General features: G+C 44.9%; 19 protein-coding genes and 1 other RNA gene. 17 read left to right on the top strand and 3 right to left on the bottom strand.

Annotated elements, in window-relative coordinates:
- Positions 1–54: 54 nt before the first annotated feature.
- From rplM to A3762_RS17025, 7 genes are all read left to right on the top strand, one after another.
- The gene (rplM, locus tag A3762_RS17055; protein WP_068472981.1) at positions 55–483 is read left to right on the top strand and encodes a 50S ribosomal protein L13; all 429 of its coding nucleotides are present in this window, start codon (positions 55–57) and stop codon (positions 481–483) included.
- 12 nt (positions 484–495) lie between these two features.
- Entirely contained in the window at positions 496–888 is a 393-nt protein-coding gene (rpsI, locus tag A3762_RS17050; RefSeq protein ID WP_068456560.1) for a 30S ribosomal protein S9, read from the top strand.
- A 256-nt stretch (positions 889–1,144) separates the two neighbouring features.
- A complete protein-coding gene (gene petA, locus A3762_RS17045) occupies positions 1,145–1,738 on the top strand; it encodes a ubiquinol-cytochrome c reductase iron-sulfur subunit (RefSeq protein ID WP_068472978.1) in 594 nt (197 codons plus the stop codon).
- On the top strand, positions 1,738–2,952 hold the full coding sequence (locus A3762_RS17040; RefSeq protein WP_068472975.1) for a cytochrome bc complex cytochrome b subunit: 1,215 nt from the start codon (positions 1,738–1,740) through the stop codon (positions 2,950–2,952). The genes petA and A3762_RS17040 overlap by 1 nt, the downstream gene beginning before the upstream one ends.
- The gene (locus tag A3762_RS17035) at positions 2,949–3,707 is read left to right on the top strand and encodes a cytochrome c1 (RefSeq protein ID WP_068756769.1); all 759 of its coding nucleotides are present in this window, start codon (positions 2,949–2,951) and stop codon (positions 3,705–3,707) included. Before A3762_RS17040 ends, A3762_RS17035 begins: the two co-directional genes overlap by 4 nt.
- Before the next feature lie 161 nt (positions 3,708–3,868).
- Positions 3,869–4,498, top strand: a complete 630-nt coding sequence (locus A3762_RS17030; RefSeq protein WP_068472969.1) for a glutathione S-transferase N-terminal domain-containing protein — start codon at positions 3,869–3,871, stop codon at positions 4,496–4,498.
- A 24-nt stretch (positions 4,499–4,522) separates the two neighbouring features.
- On the top strand, positions 4,523–4,921 hold the full coding sequence (locus A3762_RS17025) for a ClpXP protease specificity-enhancing factor (RefSeq protein ID WP_068472966.1): 399 nt from the start codon (positions 4,523–4,525) through the stop codon (positions 4,919–4,921).
- Positions 4,922–4,925: 4 nt separating this feature from the next.
- On the opposite strand, the gene A3762_RS17020 is transcribed toward A3762_RS17025, so the two are convergent.
- From A3762_RS17020 to A3762_RS17010, 3 genes are read right to left on the bottom strand one after another with little or no spacing between them, the layout of a single operon-like run.
- Positions 4,926–5,492 carry an SIS domain-containing protein gene (locus tag A3762_RS17020; RefSeq protein WP_068756767.1) on the bottom strand — a complete coding sequence of 189 codons (567 nt, stop codon included), beginning with the start codon at positions 5,490–5,492 and terminating at the stop codon, positions 4,926–4,928.
- On the bottom strand, positions 5,489–5,851 hold the full coding sequence (locus A3762_RS17015) for a YraN family protein (RefSeq protein WP_068756765.1): 363 nt from the start codon (positions 5,849–5,851) through the stop codon (positions 5,489–5,491). Before A3762_RS17015 ends, A3762_RS17020 begins: the two co-directional genes overlap by 4 nt.
- 23 nt (positions 5,852–5,874) lie before the next feature.
- Positions 5,875–7,692, bottom strand: a complete 1,818-nt coding sequence (locus A3762_RS17010; protein WP_068756763.1) for a penicillin-binding protein activator — start codon at positions 7,690–7,692, stop codon at positions 5,875–5,877.
- 64 nt (positions 7,693–7,756) lie between these two features.
- Between A3762_RS17010 and rsmI the strand changes: the two genes are divergently transcribed.
- From rsmI to mraY, 10 genes are all read left to right on the top strand, one after another.
- Positions 7,757–8,587 carry a 16S rRNA (cytidine(1402)-2'-O)-methyltransferase gene (rsmI, locus tag A3762_RS17005; RefSeq protein ID WP_231878764.1) on the top strand — a complete coding sequence of 277 codons (831 nt, stop codon included), beginning with the start codon at positions 7,757–7,759 and terminating at the stop codon, positions 8,585–8,587.
- A 70-nt stretch (positions 8,588–8,657) separates the two neighbouring features.
- Positions 8,658–9,335, top strand: a complete 678-nt coding sequence (locus A3762_RS17000) for a hypothetical protein (protein ID WP_068756761.1) — start codon at positions 8,658–8,660, stop codon at positions 9,333–9,335.
- 65 nt (positions 9,336–9,400) lie between these two features.
- An RNA gene (gene rnpB / locus A3762_RS16995) (RNase P RNA component class A) lies at positions 9,401–9,737 on the top strand.
- A gap of 300 nt (positions 9,738–10,037) precedes the next feature.
- Positions 10,038–10,481, top strand: coding sequence for a division/cell wall cluster transcriptional repressor MraZ (gene mraZ, locus A3762_RS16990; RefSeq protein WP_068756759.1), 444 nt, complete (start codon positions 10,038–10,040; stop codon positions 10,479–10,481).
- Between the two features lie 2 nt (positions 10,482–10,483).
- Positions 10,484–11,419, top strand: a complete 936-nt coding sequence (rsmH, locus tag A3762_RS16985; RefSeq protein WP_068756757.1) for a 16S rRNA (cytosine(1402)-N(4))-methyltransferase RsmH — start codon at positions 10,484–10,486, stop codon at positions 11,417–11,419.
- The gene (gene ftsL / locus A3762_RS16980; protein WP_082869205.1) at positions 11,412–11,813 is read left to right on the top strand and encodes a cell division protein FtsL; all 402 of its coding nucleotides are present in this window, start codon (positions 11,412–11,414) and stop codon (positions 11,811–11,813) included. Before rsmH ends, ftsL begins: the two co-directional genes overlap by 8 nt.
- Before the next feature lie 13 nt (positions 11,814–11,826).
- Positions 11,827–13,557, top strand: a complete 1,731-nt coding sequence (locus A3762_RS16975; protein ID WP_231878845.1) for a penicillin-binding protein 2 — start codon at positions 11,827–11,829, stop codon at positions 13,555–13,557.
- Position 13,558: 1 nt separating this feature from the next.
- Positions 13,559–15,067 carry a UDP-N-acetylmuramoyl-L-alanyl-D-glutamate--2,6-diaminopimelate ligase gene (locus tag A3762_RS16970; protein ID WP_068756754.1) on the top strand — a complete coding sequence of 503 codons (1,509 nt, stop codon included), beginning with the start codon at positions 13,559–13,561 and terminating at the stop codon, positions 15,065–15,067.
- A complete protein-coding gene (gene murF, locus A3762_RS16965; RefSeq protein WP_068756752.1) occupies positions 15,064–16,416 on the top strand; it encodes a UDP-N-acetylmuramoyl-tripeptide--D-alanyl-D-alanine ligase in 1,353 nt (450 codons plus the stop codon). Before A3762_RS16970 ends, murF begins: the two co-directional genes overlap by 4 nt.
- The coding region (gene mraY, locus A3762_RS16960) for a phospho-N-acetylmuramoyl-pentapeptide-transferase (protein ID WP_068756750.1) at positions 16,416–17,344 on the top strand (929 nt) is incomplete at its 3' end. The genes murF and mraY, both read left to right, overlap by 1 nt.

The following is a 17,344-nucleotide window of genomic DNA, read 5'->3' as shown; positions in this document are numbered from 1 at the left end:
GACACAAAAACGTGTACAGTTTTAGGTTACTCGGAAGAGTTAAAGGCGAATTAAATGAAAACGTTAAGTGCAAAGCCAGAATCGGTAAAACGTGACTGGTATGTAGTTGATGCTACAGACAAAACACTAGGTCGTTTGTCGACCGAAATCGCGCGCCGTTTGCGGGGCAAGCATAAACCAGAATACACTCCTCACGTTGATACAGGCGATTACATTGTCGTTGTTAATGCTGAGAAAGTTGCCGTAACTGGTAAAAAAGCAAGTGACAAGATTTATCACCATCACACAGGTTACATTGGTGGCTTGAAATCAATTTCTTTTGAAAAATTGATTGATAAAGCTCCTGAGCGTGTAATCGAAGGTGCGGTAAAAGGCATGTTGCCACGTGGTCCACTTGGTCGTGCAATGTTCAAGAAGTTGAAAGTGTATGCGGGTAACGAGCATCCGCACACTGCTCAGCAGCCAAAAGATCTAGAAGTTTAACGGAAGGCGATTATGTCAACTACATATAACTATGGTACTGGTCGTCGTAAAACTTCGGCGGCACGAGTGTTCTTAAAGTCTGGTTCTGGTCAAATTGAAGTTAATGGCCGTCCTCTAGACGAGTTTTTTGGTCGTAAAACTGCTCAAATGGTTGTTCGTCAACCTCTTGAGTTGGTCGAAATGGCTGACAAACTAGACGTTAAAGTAACTGTTAAAGGTGGTGGTACTACAGGTCAAGCTGGTGCTATTCGTCACGGTATTGCGCGTGCTTTGATTGAGTATGATGAGTCATTGCGTAGCCCGCTTCGTCAAGCAGGTTGGGTAACACGTGATGCGCGTGCTGTTGAACGTAAGAAGGTTGGTCTACGCAAAGCGCGTAAACGTCCTCAGTTCTCTAAGCGTTAATATGCAGTATATTAAAAAGCGCCTGTCGGTATTTGCTGTCAGGCGCTTTTTTTTAGCCGAACATTTAACTGTCAACAAATCGATTAAAGTTGTTGATGGCCTATCTTAATTTAATTACTATTTGTGGCTTTTAGGATATGCCCTACCTTTTGTGTGGGTAAGGTATTTAGTGCTCTAAAAGTTCTTGGTGGCTAAAGCGCTAGGGGCTACAAATAATAAGATATGAGTATTATTTTTATTTTCGGGGGAAGCCTGTATGAGTGAAGGCGACGTTAATGCGAGCCGTCGCAGATTTTTGATAGGTGCGACTTCAGTGGTTGGGGGTGTTGGTGCGATAGGTGCTGCAGTCCCGTTTGTGGCCTCATGGAATCCAAGTGCCAAAGCAAAAGCTGCGGGTGCGCCAGTTAAAGCATCGGTGGGTAAGTTGGAGCCGGGTCAGCGTATGACTGTTGAATGGCGAGGTAAGCCAGTTTGGGTTATTCGTCGTACTCAAGAGATGTTAGATAACTTAGATAAGTTAGCTGACCGTCTGCGTGACCCAATGTCAGAAGTGCCTCAGCAGCCTGAGTATGTGAAAGGTGTGTATCGATCAACTAAACCAGAGTACGCAGTGCTAGTTGGTATTTGTACTCATCTAGGTTGTTCTCCCCAGTTTGTTCCTGAAGTTGAGCCTCAAGAGTTTGATGAAAACTGGATGGGCGGATTCTTCTGTCCGTGTCACGGCTCACGTTTTGATTTAGCAGGTCGCGTATTTAAAGGTGTTCCTGCGCCAACTAACTTAGTTGTACCACCATATAAGTATCTTGATGATGCCACAATTATGGTTGGTGTTGATGAGGAGGCTGCGTAATGCAAAAGCTAATTTCATGGATTGACGAGCGTTTACCGGTCGTCAATGCTTTTGAAAAGCATATGAGTAAATATTATGCGCCAAAGAATTTTAATGTTTTTTACTTCTTCGGCGTATTGTCGTTTGTTGTTTTAGCTAACCAGCTTTTAACTGGCATTTGGCTAACAATGAGTTATAACCCTTCAGCAGAGGGTGCATTTGCGTCTATTGAATACATCATGCGTGATGTTGAATATGGTTGGTTGTTACGATATCTGCATTCAACAGGTGCTTCGGCATTTTTTGTTGTTGTTTATATGCATATGTTCAGAGGTCTGCTGTACGGTTCGTACAAAAAGCCGCGTGAGTTGGTCTGGATCTTTGGTATGACTATTTACCTAGCTCTTATGGCCGAAGCATTTATGGGCTACTTATTACCTTGGGGACAGATGTCTTACTGGGGTGCTCAGGTAATTGTTAACCTCTTTGGTGCAATTCCATACATCGGTGAAGGGTTGGCTTTGTGGATTCGTGGTGACTACCTGATTTCAGGCATTACCTTAAACCGTTTCTTTGCTCTTCACGTTGTTGCGTTACCAATCGTTATTCTTGCGTTGGTTGTGTTGCATATTCTCGCGCTTCATGAAGTTGGTTCTAATAACCCGGATGGTATCGATATTAAGAAAGACAAAGATGAAAACGGTATCCCAAAAGATGGTATTCCTTTCCATCCTTTCTACACAGTGCACGATATGGTCGGTATTGTTGTATTTTTGTTCGTATTCTGCGCGGTGGTCTTCTTCTTCCCTGAAATGGGTGGTTATTTTTTAGAGAAGCCTAATTTTGAGCCGGCGAATGCTCTTAAGACGCCTGATCACATTGCGCCTGTATGGTACTTCACGCCATTCTATGCAATCTTGCGTGCTGTTCCGGATGCGTTCTTGGGTGTTGTGGCGATGGGTGCGGCAATAGCAATTCTGTTCGTATTGCCATGGTTAGATCGTAGCCCGGTGCGTTCAATGCGTTATAAAGGCAACTTAAGTAAAATTGCTCTTGTGTTGTTTATCATTTCGTTCTGCATTCTTGGTTACTTGGGTGTTGTGGTAGCAACTCCAGGTAGAACTTTGCTTGCTCAGGTCTTGACTGTTATTTACTTCGCTTATTTCATTCTTATGCCTTGGTATACAAGTATTGAGAAAACTAAGCCTGTACCAGAAAGGGTGACAATGAAATGATTAAGCTCGTTGCTACGTTATTTTTCACAATTAGTGTGAACAGTGTATTGGCAGCTGTTGGACCGGCGGCTCCTGTTGATGATATTGATACTGATATTCGTGATCAAGAGTCTATGCAGCGTGGGATGGCGTTGTTTACTAATTACTGTTTTGGATGCCACTCGCTTGAGTACTCGCGCTATGAACGTTCTGCAAATGACTTAGGTATCCCAAAAGAGATTTTTGAAGAAAATCTACTTGAGGGCGACGCTAAGATCGGTCAATTGATGACTACCTCTATGGATAAAGATCAAGCGAAAGCTTGGTTTGGCAATCCACCGCCTGACTTGACGTTGGTGGCGCGGTTACGGGGGCCAGATTGGTTGTATAGTTACTTGCGTGGTTTTTATGCAGATCCTTCGCGTCCATATGGGGTAAATAATGTCGTATTCAAAGATGTCGGTATGCCACATGTTCTAGCAGACCTGCAGGGTATGTGTGCTGAGCCGCCACTTATGGGTATTGATACTGAAGTTGATCCTCTTTCAGGTAACATCGTTAAGAGTAGTGGCTGTCAAGAATATAAGTCGGAAGGTTCTATGACGCCAGCTGAGTATGACGAAGCCATCTATGATTTGGTAAATTACCTTGAGTATGTCGGTGAGCCGTCACGGATAGAAAGTGAGCGTATAGGATTATACGTTCTTGTCTTCTTGGCGTTCTTCTTTGTGTTCGTCTACTTCTTGAATAAAGAGTACTGGCGCGATATCCACTAAGTCTATCTAAGTAGCTATAAGGCTGTTGGCAAACGCTAACGGCCTTTTTTGTTATAACGTGTGTTGAATTATGACGCGCTTTGATAAGTGTGTATAATTCTGGCAGTTTTGTATTCTATGTATCGAATTTTCGATGCGTTCTATTTATAAGGAGCTCTTGTATGGGCGTTGTGACCAAACGGTCGTCGATGACGTTTTTTTCTGATGGTGCAAGCCACTATAGCCACCGAGTCCGTATCGTTCTCGCCGAAAAAGGTGTGGCAGTAGATATTATTGATGTCGATCCAGATGAAAAGCCTGCAGAGTTAGCTGATCATAACCCATACAATGAATTGCCTACATTGGTAGATCGTGATCTTGTATTGTATGAAGCTGATATCATGATGGAGTATTTAGATGAGCGTTTCCCTCATCCTCCATTGTTGCCTGTCTACCCAGTAGCACGCGCGCAGAGTCGTCTAATGATGTACCGAATTTCAAAAGACTGGTGCTCTCTTGTTGACTCTATCCTAGCGGATCCAGAATCTTCATCTGCAAATGAAAAGCGTAAAGAGTTCAAAGAAAGTCTTTTGGCAACAGCACCAATTTTTGCTGATAAGCCTTTCTTTATGAGTGAAGAGTTTACGATTGTAGATTGCTGCATTGCGGCCTTGTTGTGGCGTTTGCCTGTGCTAGGCATTGAGTTGTCAGAGCCAGCAGCTAAGCCGATATTACGTTATATGGATCAGATGTTCTCTCGTGAGTCATTCCAAGAGAGTTTGTCTGAAGTTGAAGCAGAAATGCGTCACTAGTCACTAGCATACAAGGAGGATGGTGTGACCCCAAGTAGGCCATACCTGGTTCGTGCATTAAATCAATGGATTATTGATAACGGCCTAACACCGTATTTGGTAGTGGATGCCGGTATTCAGGGCGTTCATGTGCCTGAAGATTATGTAACTAATGGTCAGATCATCCTCAACATCAGTCCTAGCGCTGTAACAAATTTACTTATCGAAGATGCCGCAATTGAGTTTCAAGCTCGTTTTGGTGGTGTTCCGATGCAGGTATATATCCCAGTAGTTGCTGTCATGGCAATCTATGCAAAAGAGAATGGTCAAGGCATGGTTTTTGGTGCAGAGCCAGGTGCACCTGAGCCGCCACCATTCGATGAAGAGCCGGTACAAGAGCAAGGTTCTTCACCTCAGAAGCCATCTTTGAAGATAGTTAAGTAAGCCTTTATAAGGCTGCGCCAAATAGCTTCGATTCAACAGATTTTATAAGAGCGTTGCAGGCAAATATCGCCAACTGAAGTCCGTTCGAGATGGAATTTGTTGGTAGCTTGATCAAGGCATCAGTCATATAGTTTGTCGCATCTTCGGAGCCATTAATGAGCAGTGTTTTGATTCCTTTTTCTCGTGCTGTTGTTAGGGCTTCCTCGAAACTTTTGTGTTCATCTCCGATACTGATTAATACTAATACATCACTTTCCATTCCCATTGCTTGAATCTGTTTAGCGATCATATTGGCAGATGGCGTGTCGCTATTTAGGCTGTCTAAATCGATATTTATTGCAGGGAAGCCTGGGCGCTCAAATTCATATTGGTCAATAAAGGCAGAACTAATGATTTGTGCAATCGGGTTGGCAAACCCAAGGCCGCATACTAAGAGCTTTTTGTCATTAAGTAGGGCGTCTACGATTAAGGTGCTTGCGTGATCGGTTTCTGATGCAATGCTCGGAATGTGCTCTGAGGCGATATCGATTTGGTCGCACAAATATTTGGCAATTGGGGAAAGGTCGTTCATTGGTAGTCAGGTGCTCCAAATGCTGATTTAATCCAGTTGATAGGCTGTTTGCATTCATGTGTGGCGAATGTGACGGTATCGAAACGACAGGTGCTATCAAATAGTTTGTGCTGTTGCATGTAAAGTAAGGCAGTTTTTACTAGTTTTGCTTGTTTTGTGTTGTTGATACTTTCTTGCGCACTGCCAAAGGTATCGGTTTTACGATAACGAACTTCGACAAATACAATCGCGTGGTGATCGCGCATTATAAGATCGATTTCTCCTAGGCGGCATGAATAATTGCGGGCAATAAGTTTTAGTCCGTTCTTCAATAGATGCTTTTCTGCTAATCGCTCGTATTTCGTTCCCTTGTTGTTCATTTATATCGTCCCTGATACAAGAATTAATTAATTGGTATAGCTTTCCCACCTTGATATTTAGCCCATTGCAGTCTTCGGATGATTGATCCATCGTCGTCAATAGACAGTTTCCCTGTTCGTCCCTGAACAAAGCTATTTGGGATCTCGCGGAGCAACGCTAAGCGTGGCGATAGTGAATACGCATCGGCGCCTAAAGCGTAAAAGCGCATGTATTGTGCTGCGATATTCTTTCGCGAGGCATCGATTTGTAGCTTAATTCGATCTGTTTTATTAAAAGCCCACGGGATATCTATAAATTGGACTCCAGATAGGTCATTGTTCGTGTCTGTACTGTTCGGTTCGTGGATACTTGATGTGGCGAATACCGGAACGTCATCAGCGAAGTTGAATGCAAAGAGCGGATTGATGCGTTTGGCGTTCTGATTGTTTCCGAGTAACACAATTGCATCAATATCACGACGTCGTTCGGGGCGGGTCTCAAGTTTTAAGCCGGTAAGCCGCGCTATTGCGTTGCTACGCTTCTTGCTTGTGTCGGTAGATAGAAGCGCTGCAACTGCGTCAGAGAGAGAGGTTTCCTTGCCATAGGCAGCTTGTGCAACGACGTTTCCACCTTGCTTCTCAAATAGTTCGTAGAAAGTACTTGTTAAACGTGACCCACGGCTTGTGGTTTCGCCAATGATCGCAACGCGGTTCAAGCCTTGCTCTATTAATCGGTTAGCGATTTGAGCTAATTCGTGTTCTGGAGCAAGTCCGAAGAAATATAACTCGTCATTGATGAGTGTTCCGTCTGAGGAATTTAACGCCAAGGTCGTAATAGGCAATTCCGTCAAATCATTAAGTTGTTGAATGTTTGATTTTACAACCGGACCAATAATAAGTGTGTTCGGACTGTTATCGATTGCTTGGTTATATAACGCAGGGATTGTTTGGCGGTTCGTATCAAATGCCTCGATGCTGATTGGTTTTTGTGCATTAAAGTTCGCAGCCAAGAACCCGTCGGTAATAGCAATGCCAATATTTTCAAATTGCCCGCTAAATGGCAGCGCCAGAATAATTTTATTGGGCGCCGTTTCAGGAAGCTTAATTAGTGCTTCAAGTTCAAAAGGGAGGTTGTCAGTAGCTGGGTGGCGAGGGTTTTGGTTGAGCCAGTTTGTAAGAAGAGTGTATTGCTCGTCGATACTTGCCGTCGAAAACTTGAGTTGTTTTGCGAGATCTACCCAAGCGATGGTGTTATCTAGATGGCCATCTTCTTGAAATGCGACGAGGTCGTTTAATTCGGTTCTTTGGAGTAGTAACCAAATTTCCTCGCTAAGCTGCGCGCTCTGTTGATAGCCAAAGACGCCTTGGTAATCTGATAGGAGTACTGCTGCATCCAAAGGGTGGTTTATTTTGCTATATGCCGTCGCAAGTAAGCGAACAATAGTTTCTTGCTGAGACAGGCTAGTTCTGAGGATGCTATCGACCTGGAGGTCGTCTAGCGTTGTTTTTAAAGTTTCGACATTATTTGTTTGAAGAGATGTTTCAATTAACGTCAGGTTATAAGTGGAAAGTTCGTCTGATGTTAAGCTCTGCGTTTGTACGTTCTGTAAAGCATGTTGCGCTTGTGTGTAATAGCCTTGCTCAAGAAAGGCTTGTGCAGCGTTTAAATAATATCGATTCTTTTGGGTTTCGGATGTTTGCGCTTTCGCATCTTGAAGATACTGTTCTCCAACGCTTAAAGGTTTGATTTCTTGTTCAGGAGATTTCCCGCCAGTTATGGTCTTGGGCTGACTGCTGCACCCGGCAATGATTAAGCCAATTGAGAGTGAGAGCGTCAGAAATCTTAAGGGTATTCTAATCATGTTGAATGCAGTAGGAGGAACGAAGCTGTTATCATACGGTAATTCTAGAGCGAGGATAACAAATTTGGAAAGCGCTATTTATATTGTTGCCACACCTATTGGTAATTTAGGCGATATTTCTCAGCGAGCGATCGAAGTTCTTGGAAATGCCGATCTGATCGCGGCGGAAGATACAAGGCATACAAAGAAGTTGTTGTCTCATCTAGGTATTCAGAAAGAAATGCTCTCCCTGCATGAGCATAATGAGCGAGAACGGGTTGATCAGCTCGTTGGTTTGGTTAATCAAGGAAAGAGCGTAGCGTTGGTCTCTGATGCAGGCACGCCCCTGATTTCAGATCCAGGCTATGTGCTGGTGTCTCAGGCGCGGGCACAGGGTGTAAAGGTTTTACCTGTTCCGGGTGCATGTGCGTTAATTGCCGCACTAAGTGCATCTGGGGTCGCGAGTGCTCGATTTTCCTTCGAAGGTTTCTTACCTGTTAAGCAAAAAGCGAAGCGAGAACAGTTGGCAGCATTGGTCGATGAGCAACGGACAACGATATTTTACGAATCGACCCATCGAATTATGGATACGATGAAAGCTCTGTGTGACGAGTTGCCGGCTAGAAATATATGTTTGGCTCGTGAGTTAACGAAAACGTTTGAAACTTTTCTTGTTGGTACCGTTGAAGACGTTTTGTCGAGCTTGAATGAAGACGAAAACCAGCGTCGTGGTGAGTTCGTTCTTTTGGTTGAAGGTGTTCAGGAGAGTGATGCTTCTAGCGAAATAACGCCAGAGGCACGTGCTTTACTTTTGTCTTTGGCAAAAGAAGTGCCTCCCAAAAAAGCGGCTTCTCTTGTGGCTGAGCATTATGCCTTGAATAAAAAAGATCTATATAAGCTGCTAGTAGAAAATTAGTGTTCGTTCCTTGTTAAAAGTCAAAAATTGAACCAAACTCTGGACTAAATAAATATTGCAAGGTGAGCTCATGATTGATCTCTACCGATGCATTAAGTGTTGTTCTTGCCGTGTCGGCATTATTCTTTTTGTTTTCGTTCCTCTTAAAAATTCATATGCCTTTGATTTGCTGTCCGAAGGAGCGCTAGATTCCGTGTCTGCTGTATCGGCAGAATCTGCTGAGGCTCTTTTGAATGTTGCGGGCTCTCCGGCGGCAGGTATAACAATAGATGGATACGAGTCGCTACCTTTTCGAGACGGTGATGTTGATGGGCAAGACCAAGGAAGTGCTCCTTTGGATTCTGCTTTAGCTGATCAGGTTGAGGCTTGGGCTGATGAGCGGCGCAATTCATCGGGCTCTGGGTTTGAGGTGGGTTTCGTTGATGAGTTGCCTGCTGCGGTAATCAAACAGGCCGTTCAAGAAGAGTCTGCTGCTATTCAAACTGCGATCAATGCAGATGACCCTGAGGGTGAAACTGACGAGCCAGATTTTGAGGTAAATCGAGTCGATCGTTTGTTCGAGGCGCGTTCTAATGAGCTTGGCTTTACTAGGTTTGTTTTAGATAGAGATTTCGATCGCCGCGCGTCGATTAATGTTGATCCGAATGATTTTGATCGAAATGCGGGGGATGCTTATGTGTTCAATGTTGATTCAGCCAATTCCAATCGAAGAACAGCAGTGAGAGACGAGTTTAAGCCTCTCTTCTAGCGCGCTTACCTGTTTATTGCCAATTAAAAACTTGCGATCTATTTGTTAGTGATTACACTACGTGCCGAGCTTGCTGGACAATCGCTTCTTTCGAGAAGAGGAAAGTCCGGGCTCCATAGAGCAGAGTGCCAGGTAACCCCTGGGGGGCGCGAGCCTACGGAAAGTGCAGCAGAAAGTATACCGCCAGCATTGTTGGTAAGGGTGAAAAGGTGCGGTAAAAGCGCACCGCGCGACTGGTAACAGTTCGTGGCGATGGTAAACCCCACTCGGAGCAAGACCAAATAGAAACCCTACGGTGTGGCTCGCGCTGGGTTTGGGTAGGTTGCTTGAGCCTGGTGGTGACGTCAGGCCTAGATGAATGATTGTCCTCGACAGAACCCGGCTTATAGGCAAGCTCAAAATTCCTCTTTATAGTTGAACTCCCTTCTTTCCTTTCCTTAATCGTTCAAAATATTCTTAAACTTAAAGTAATTTCTAGAATAGATCTTTATGCTACTGAAATGATTGAAAAAAACACTTCACGACTTGCTGTTTTTCTCCGGTTCATCTCCTCAAACCCCTTTAATGGTGCTGCTTTCCCTCATTTTGCTTAAGAAATTTGCTTGATTTAGCACTATTGAGTTTCTATAGTGGGAAAAAGTAGTGAAAGGTGGGTTTTTTTGGTATTTTTTACCAAATTATAATAATTCAGGGGTTTGAAGGGTGTTTTTAGGCAGCCACGCAATCAACATGGACGCAAAAGGTCGTATGGCGATTCCGACGAAGATTCGGGAATCGCTGTCTTCTTTTTGTGGTGGCCGTGTGGTAGTGACTGCACATACCGAAGAGCGTTGCTTGTTGGTTTATCCAGAAAATCAGTGGCAAGAGCTTCTTCCTAAACTCGAAGCACTTCCTAGTTTCAATAAAGCCTCTCGAAGAATTCAGCGACTCATGATCGGTTATGCAACGCCATTAGAAATGGATGCAAATGGACGCATTCTTTTGCCTACGCCTCTGCGCGAATATGCTGGGCTTGAAAAGAAAACCATGTTGATTGGTCAAGGTAAGAAATTTGAATTGTGGAGTGAGCAACGTTGGATTGATTGGCTTGATGCTGACGAGTCTGATGATGATATTCCAGAACAATTACATAACTTGTCGCTATAGCTATGACTGACTCTGCCCATATTACAGTGCTTCTTAATGAAGCCGTTGATGCCCTTATAGGCAATGAAGAAGGACTATATGTTGATGGAACCTTTGGCAGAGGTGGGCATAGCCGTCTCATTTTAAGTCGTTTGTCAGAATCAGGGCGTGTGGTTGGAGTTGATAAAGATCTAGCTGCTGTTGCGGTTGCAAACAAACTTCATGATGAAGACGCCCGTTTTGAGATAGAGCATGGCTCGTTTGTCGATATTCCACTGTATTTAGCTAAGCGTGGTGATGAGTTGGCAGATGGAGTATTGGTTGATCTAGGTGTTTCGTCACCGCAGTTGGACGAAGCTGATCGAGGTTTTAGTTTTATGAACGACGGCCCTCTTGATATGCGCATGGATATCAGTGCTGGTATTAGTGCTCAGCAGTGGCTCGCAGAAGTCGAAGAGCAAGAGTTGGTGCGTGTACTAAGAGATTATGGTGAAGAGCGTTTTGCTAAGCGCATAGCTGCTGCAATCGTCGAGGCGAGATCTAAGCAAGTCATTGATACCACCTTGAAGCTTGCAAATATTGTGTCTGAAGCGAATCCAGCATGGGAGAAGCACAAGCATCCAGCGACGAGAGCTTTTCAGGCAATACGTATTGAGATCAACAAAGAATTAGCTGATTTAGAGTTGTTCCTTGAGCGCGCTGTGAGTGCATTGAAAGTAGGTGGTCGCCTTGTGGTTATTAGCTTTCACTCACTGGAAGATCGAATGGTCAAGCGGGCGATGAAAAAATTAGCGAAAGGGGATGAGCCGCCACCGGGCGTCCCTGTTTTAGAAAGTGATATAACGCGACGGTTTAAGTTGATGAGTAAGGCCATTAAGCCGAGCAAAGAAGAGATTGAACAAAATCCACGATCCCGTAGCGCAGTGATGCGCGTGTTGGAGAAGCTGAGTGATGAATGAATACTTAAGATTTTTCCTGCGTGCGCGACATGCTGAATCCTTAAAAGGCACTGTTAAGCCTCTGTTTGATGCAGGTCTCAGTGAAGGCGGGGTTGCTCAGCGACTTCAAGCTATTTGGCAAGTGTTGCCGGTCAAAGAATTGTTGCTGTCGATGGGTTTGGTGTTGGTAATGACGTTAACGGCACTTGGTGTTGTGTATTCGTCGCATATTTCACGCGAACTATTCGCTGAGCAAGCTTTGCTTCAAGAGCGTAATGATCAGCTTCAGTTGGAATGGGCGCAGTTGCTTTTAGAGCAGAGTGCATTTGCCTCTCCAGGGCAGATTGAAAGCGTCGCGACGCAAGAATTAGAAATGGTGCTACCTAATGTAAGCGCCATCGAGTTAGTACAATAATTGGGATATCGAAGTGAGTGATAAGCCTTTAACAAACACACATATTGTAATGTGGCGCTATTATGCGTTACTTGCGATTTTGTGCTTGGTTGTTTTGACCTTGATGGGTCGGGCTGTGCACTTGCACATCTTCGAACAAAGCTTTTTATCGCATCAAGGCGATGTGCGCTCCATTCGTCTTGAGCGCTTAGATGCACACCGAGGCACAATATCTGACCGATATGGTGAGCCTCTGGCAATAAGTGCAGCGGTCGAAACCATTTATGCAAATCCAACCCAAGTCAAACTTGGGGATGAAGAATATGCTCAGCTTGCCGCCGCGCTTGGAGTGAATAAACGTTGGCTCAAACGGCGGCTTGAAAGTAATCGAGACAAGCAGTTCGTTTATCTCAAAAGAAAAGCAGCACCTCACGAAGCCCAGCAAGCATTGCAGCTGGGTTTTTCTGGTATTTACAGCCGCAGAGAATACAAGCGATTTTACCCTGCAGGTGAAGTCGCTTCGCACATTGTGGGCTTCTCAAATATCGATGAAAAAGGCCAAGAGGGTATCGAACTCGCGTATGACGAGTGGTTAACTGGTCGAGAGGGTAAGCGTCGTGTTTTGAAGAACCGTGCCGGTCAAGTTATTAAAGACTTAGGTGTCGTAGAGCTGGCGCAGTCGGGTAATGACATTAGCCTTTCGATTGATATGCGCCTGCAATATCTTGCTTACCGAGAGTTGAAGGCTGCTGTAGATATCCACCGTGCAAGAGCGGGGTCAGTTGTGGTTCTAGATATCGAAACCGGTGAAGTCTTAGCAATGGTGAATCAGCCATCTTACAACCCGAATAATCGATCAAATCTCAACGTGTCACATCTGCGTAATCGAGCCATTACGGACCTATTTGAGCCGGGCTCGACCATGAAGCTTGTGACCTTGGCTTCGGCTCTAGAGTCTGAGAAATACGCACTCAACAATAGTGTTGAAACCTCTCCAGGTTTTTTACGTTTAGGCGGTCGCTCAATACGTGATCACAGAGATTACGGCCGTTTGAGCTTGCTAGAAGTGATCGCTAAATCAAGTAATGTCGGAACAAGTAAATTGGCGCTTGATCTCGGTCCAGAGGCTTTGTGGGATTCGTTTTATGCGCTTGGTTTGGGGCAAGGTACAGGTATTGGATTTCCGGGCGAAAGCATCGGGCAATTACCTAATCCTTTCAATATGCAGCCGGTTGAATTGGCTGCAATGTCATACGGTTACGGTTTGAGTACGACTGCTCTTCAGCTTGCTCAGGCCTATATGGTTTTGGGGAATGGCGGATTGAAGCCATCCTTAAGTCTTATCAAGAAAGAGTCAAAAGAATCTGTTGAGCGAGTATTGCCGGAGTCTGTGTCGAATGAGCTCTTAAAAGCCATGCGTGCAACGGTTGAAAAAGGTGGGACGGGAACGCGAGCGCAGGTGCCTCTTTATAGTGTTGGTGGCAAAACAGGTACTGTTCATACAGTAGGAAGAGATGGTTATAACGCAGAAGAGTACAAAGCCCTATTTGCGGGTGTAGCGCCAATTAATGATCCAAAAATCGCAACCGTTGTTGTGATTGATGCGCCTGCAGGCGCTGAATATTACGGCGGTGAAGTTGCCGCGCCAATATTCTCACGTGTCGTAGATGGTGCGATGCGAATTTTGAGTGTCGAACCAGACAAGTTCTCCCAGCTTATGCACGTTAACAAGGTTGAGTCTTCGTTAGCAGGAGGTCGCGGTTGATATGAATAAAGCACGCCAATATCACTCGGATTTAGCAAGTCTTTTGCTCGGCATCCAGCATGTCCCCTCTGCATTGAACACTCAAATACATGGGCTTGTTTCCGATAGTCGGAAAGTTAAGCAAGGCGATTTATTCCTTGCCTTACCAGGTATAAATTCTCCTGCAAGTACCTATGTGCAAGATGCGATCGAACGCGGTGCTGCTGCTGTGCTGATTGATTGTAATGCAAACGAAGCGAATGACCTGACCGTACATGAGGATGGTCGTGCGATTGAATTGTTTGTTCCTAATTTAAGTAATTTCGTGGGTGAAATTGCGCATCGGTTCTTTCATAAGCCTAGTGAAGAGCTTCAAGTAATCGGTGTGACTGGTACGAACGGAAAGACGTCTGTCGTGAATTATATCGCGCAGTTTTTTGCATCATTAGGCGTTTCCTCTGCTGTCATTGGGACACTAGGATATGGTTTGTGTGCCCGTGATGAGGAGTTAACTGATACCGGCCATACCACGCCGAGTGTTGTTGATGTGCATAAGTACTTGGCACATCTTCGTGATGCGGGTGCTGAGCTAGTCGCGATGGAAGTTAGCTCGCACGGTCTAGATCAAGGTCGTGTTGATGGCGTGCGATTTGAAGGTGCTGTGTTTACCAATTTAAGCCGTGATCACTTGGATTATCATCAGACCATGGCTGAATATGCCAAGGCGAAGGCGCGTTTGTTTGCGAGCGAAGGTTTGCGCTATGCAGTAATTAATGCTGACGATGAATACGCTAGCGTGATGTTTCAAGCTTTGCGACCTGAAGTTCGGAAGTTACGATTCTCATTGAATGGCTCTGCCGAAGTGTTGGTGAAAGATTTTCAGTTGGGAATGACGACAACAGCGAAAATAGAAGTGGCTGACAAGATTATTGATCTTAACAGTGACCTCCTTGGGCAATTTAACCTCTACAACGTGATGGCGGTATTAGGAGTAGCACTTGCGAAGCAGTGCTCGGTGATTGAGTTAAATGCAATCAATCAGTTAAAAGCCGTTAAGGGAAGAATGGAGCTGCATCGCGTTACTGATAAACCAGCGCTTGTTGTTGACTATGCTCATACACCAGATGCTTTAGAGAACGTACTTCAAACCATCCGTAATTTGGAGCCAAAACGCATACATGTTGTATTTGGTTGTGGTGGTGATCGTGATCAAGGAAAGCGCGCACAGATGGGCTTGATCGCAAAAGAATTTGCGGATGTCTGCGTTATTACTAGCGATAACCCTCGCACTGAAGATCCCGAGCAAATTATTTCTCAAATCGCGAGTGTGTTTTCTGATCAAGACGATGTTGTTTGTATCGCAGATCGAGCTCAGGCAATTTCCCATGCGTATCACAGCGCTTCAGTTGATGACGTTGTTCTTATCGCCGGCAAAGGGCATGAAGATTACCAAGAAGTGAATGGCGTGCGCTCATATTTTAGCGACAGCGATTGTTGCGATCACTTATTGGCTGAAGAGGTGCAGAAATGATTGCATCAATGGCTTTAAGCACGTTAGGGGATATGACTCGCGGTGCTTTGATCGGCAATGACGTTGAATTTACCGGCGTTAGCACTGATTCGCGAACGATCAAAGACGGTGATTTATACCTTGCTTTACGCGGTGAACAATTCGATGGACACGGTTTTGTAGATCAAGTCAGCGACCGAGCTGTTGCAATAGTCGTTGAGGAAAAGCAAAGCGTTTCGCTACCGCAACTCATTGTAGGCGATAGCCGTGAAGCGCTAGGTTTTATCGGTCGATATTGTCGAGATCAATTCGATGCACCGGTTATCGCAATTACAGGAAGTTCGGGCAAAACAACTACACGCAAAATGCTGTCTGCGATTATGGCGATGGTTGGCGAGGTTGGCGCAACTAAGGCGAATGAAAATAATGAAATTGGTGTGCCGAAAACACTAATGTCATTACAGCAAGAGCAGTGTTCTGCGGTTATTGAACTTGGTGCTCGACATATTGGTGATATCGCTTATCTAGGGCGTTTTGTGTACCCAGATGTGTCGATTCTGTTAAATGCTGGCTCCGCACATATTGGCGAGTTTGGCGGCTATGAAAATATCGTCAAAGGTAAGGGTGAGATATACGACGTACTCTCTGATGATGGTGTTGCAGTCGTTAATATTGATGACAAGGCTCATAAAACTTGGCTGGAAAAATTAGATGGTAAGCGTGTACTTACATATTCGATTGAGTCTGATTCCGCTGATGTATATGCCAAGAATATCTCATTGCATGCCAGTGCAGCCGTGTTTGATCTCTGTTTTGAAGATGACTGCGTTAGAGTCAGTTTAAATGCAGGTGGTGTTCACAATGTGTCAAATGCATTGGCATGTGCAGCTGCTGCGATTGCTCTGCGCGTTTCAATGGAAGATATCGCGCGGGGCTTAGCCAATTTTAAGCCGGAGCGTGGACGCCAGGCCCTGATTAAATTAAATGAGAATCTATCGGTGATTGATGACTGCTACAATGCAAACCCATCATCGATGAAAGCGGCTTTAGACGTATTGGCAGCTCACGGCGGCAATCGTATTGCTGTTTTAGGTGAAATGGGCGAATTAGGTTCTCTAGCAGGAGAAATGCACAGGGAGCTTGCGCAGTACGCAAGTGAACTCCCAGTGGACGAAGTTTGGTTATTGGGTAATTTTGCTTTGGAAATGGCGAGTGAGCTCGGCGAAAAAGCAAAAGTATTTGAAAGTAAAAGCGAAATTGCAGAGGCATTGGCGCAACTATCTGACCTACCAGCGACAGTTTTATTAAAAGCATCGCGTTTTGTCGCACTTGAGGAAGTTATTGAATTGTTTAAGCGAGGTCAGGCGTAATGCTTTTCTGGTTGGCTGAAGTTTTCAGCGAATATTTTAGTTTTCTATCAGTTTTTCAATATCTCACGTTCCGAGGGATATTGGGGATTATTACAGCGCTATTGATCGCATTGTGGGTCGGCCCTCATATGATTAATAAGCTAACAACGCGTCAGATTGGTCAGTCGGTACGTGACGATGGGCCGCAATCTCACTTGAGTAAAGCAGGTACGCCGACAATGGGCGGTGCCTTGATTCTCGTAGCCATCGGCATTGCAACGTTGTTATGGGCGGATCTTAGTAATCGCTATGTATGGATCACTTTGTTTGTTTGTCTTGCATTTGGTGCGATCGGTTGGGTCGACGATTATCGAAAAGTGGTCGAGAAAAACTCAAAAGGTCTTCCGGCTCGTTGGAAATATTTCTGGCAATCTGTTGCTGCGATTGTTGCTGCTTTCGCCTTGTATTTAACAGCAGAACTGCCGCAAGAAACTGCGCTCATTATTCCAGTATTCAAAGATGTGATCTTTGATCTAGGCCCTGGCTTTATTGTGCTGACGTATTTCGTATTAGTGGGTACCTCAAATGCGGTGAACTTAACAGATGGGTTAGACGGTTTAGCCATTATGCCAACGGTGCTAGTCGCTGGTGCGTTGGGCATCTTCGCATATGTATCTGGTAATGCTGTATTCGCAGACTATCTGCATATTCCTTTTGTCCCTGGTTCCGGTGAGCTCGTTGTATTTTGTGGCGCGATGGTCGGCGCCGGTTTGGGCTTTTTGTGGTTCAACACCTATCCGGCACAAGTTTTTATGGGCGATGTTGGCGCCTTGGCTTTAGGTGCAGCTCTAGGAGTGGTGGCAGTTATCGTTCGACAAGAGATCGTATTGTTCATTATGGGTGGCGTGTTCGTAATGGAAACGATCTCCGTAATCTTGCAAGTGGCCTC

It is taken from the genome of Oleiphilus sp. HI0125 (genome assembly GCF_001635355.1).
This window is presented reverse-complemented; position numbering and strand designations above follow the sequence as displayed.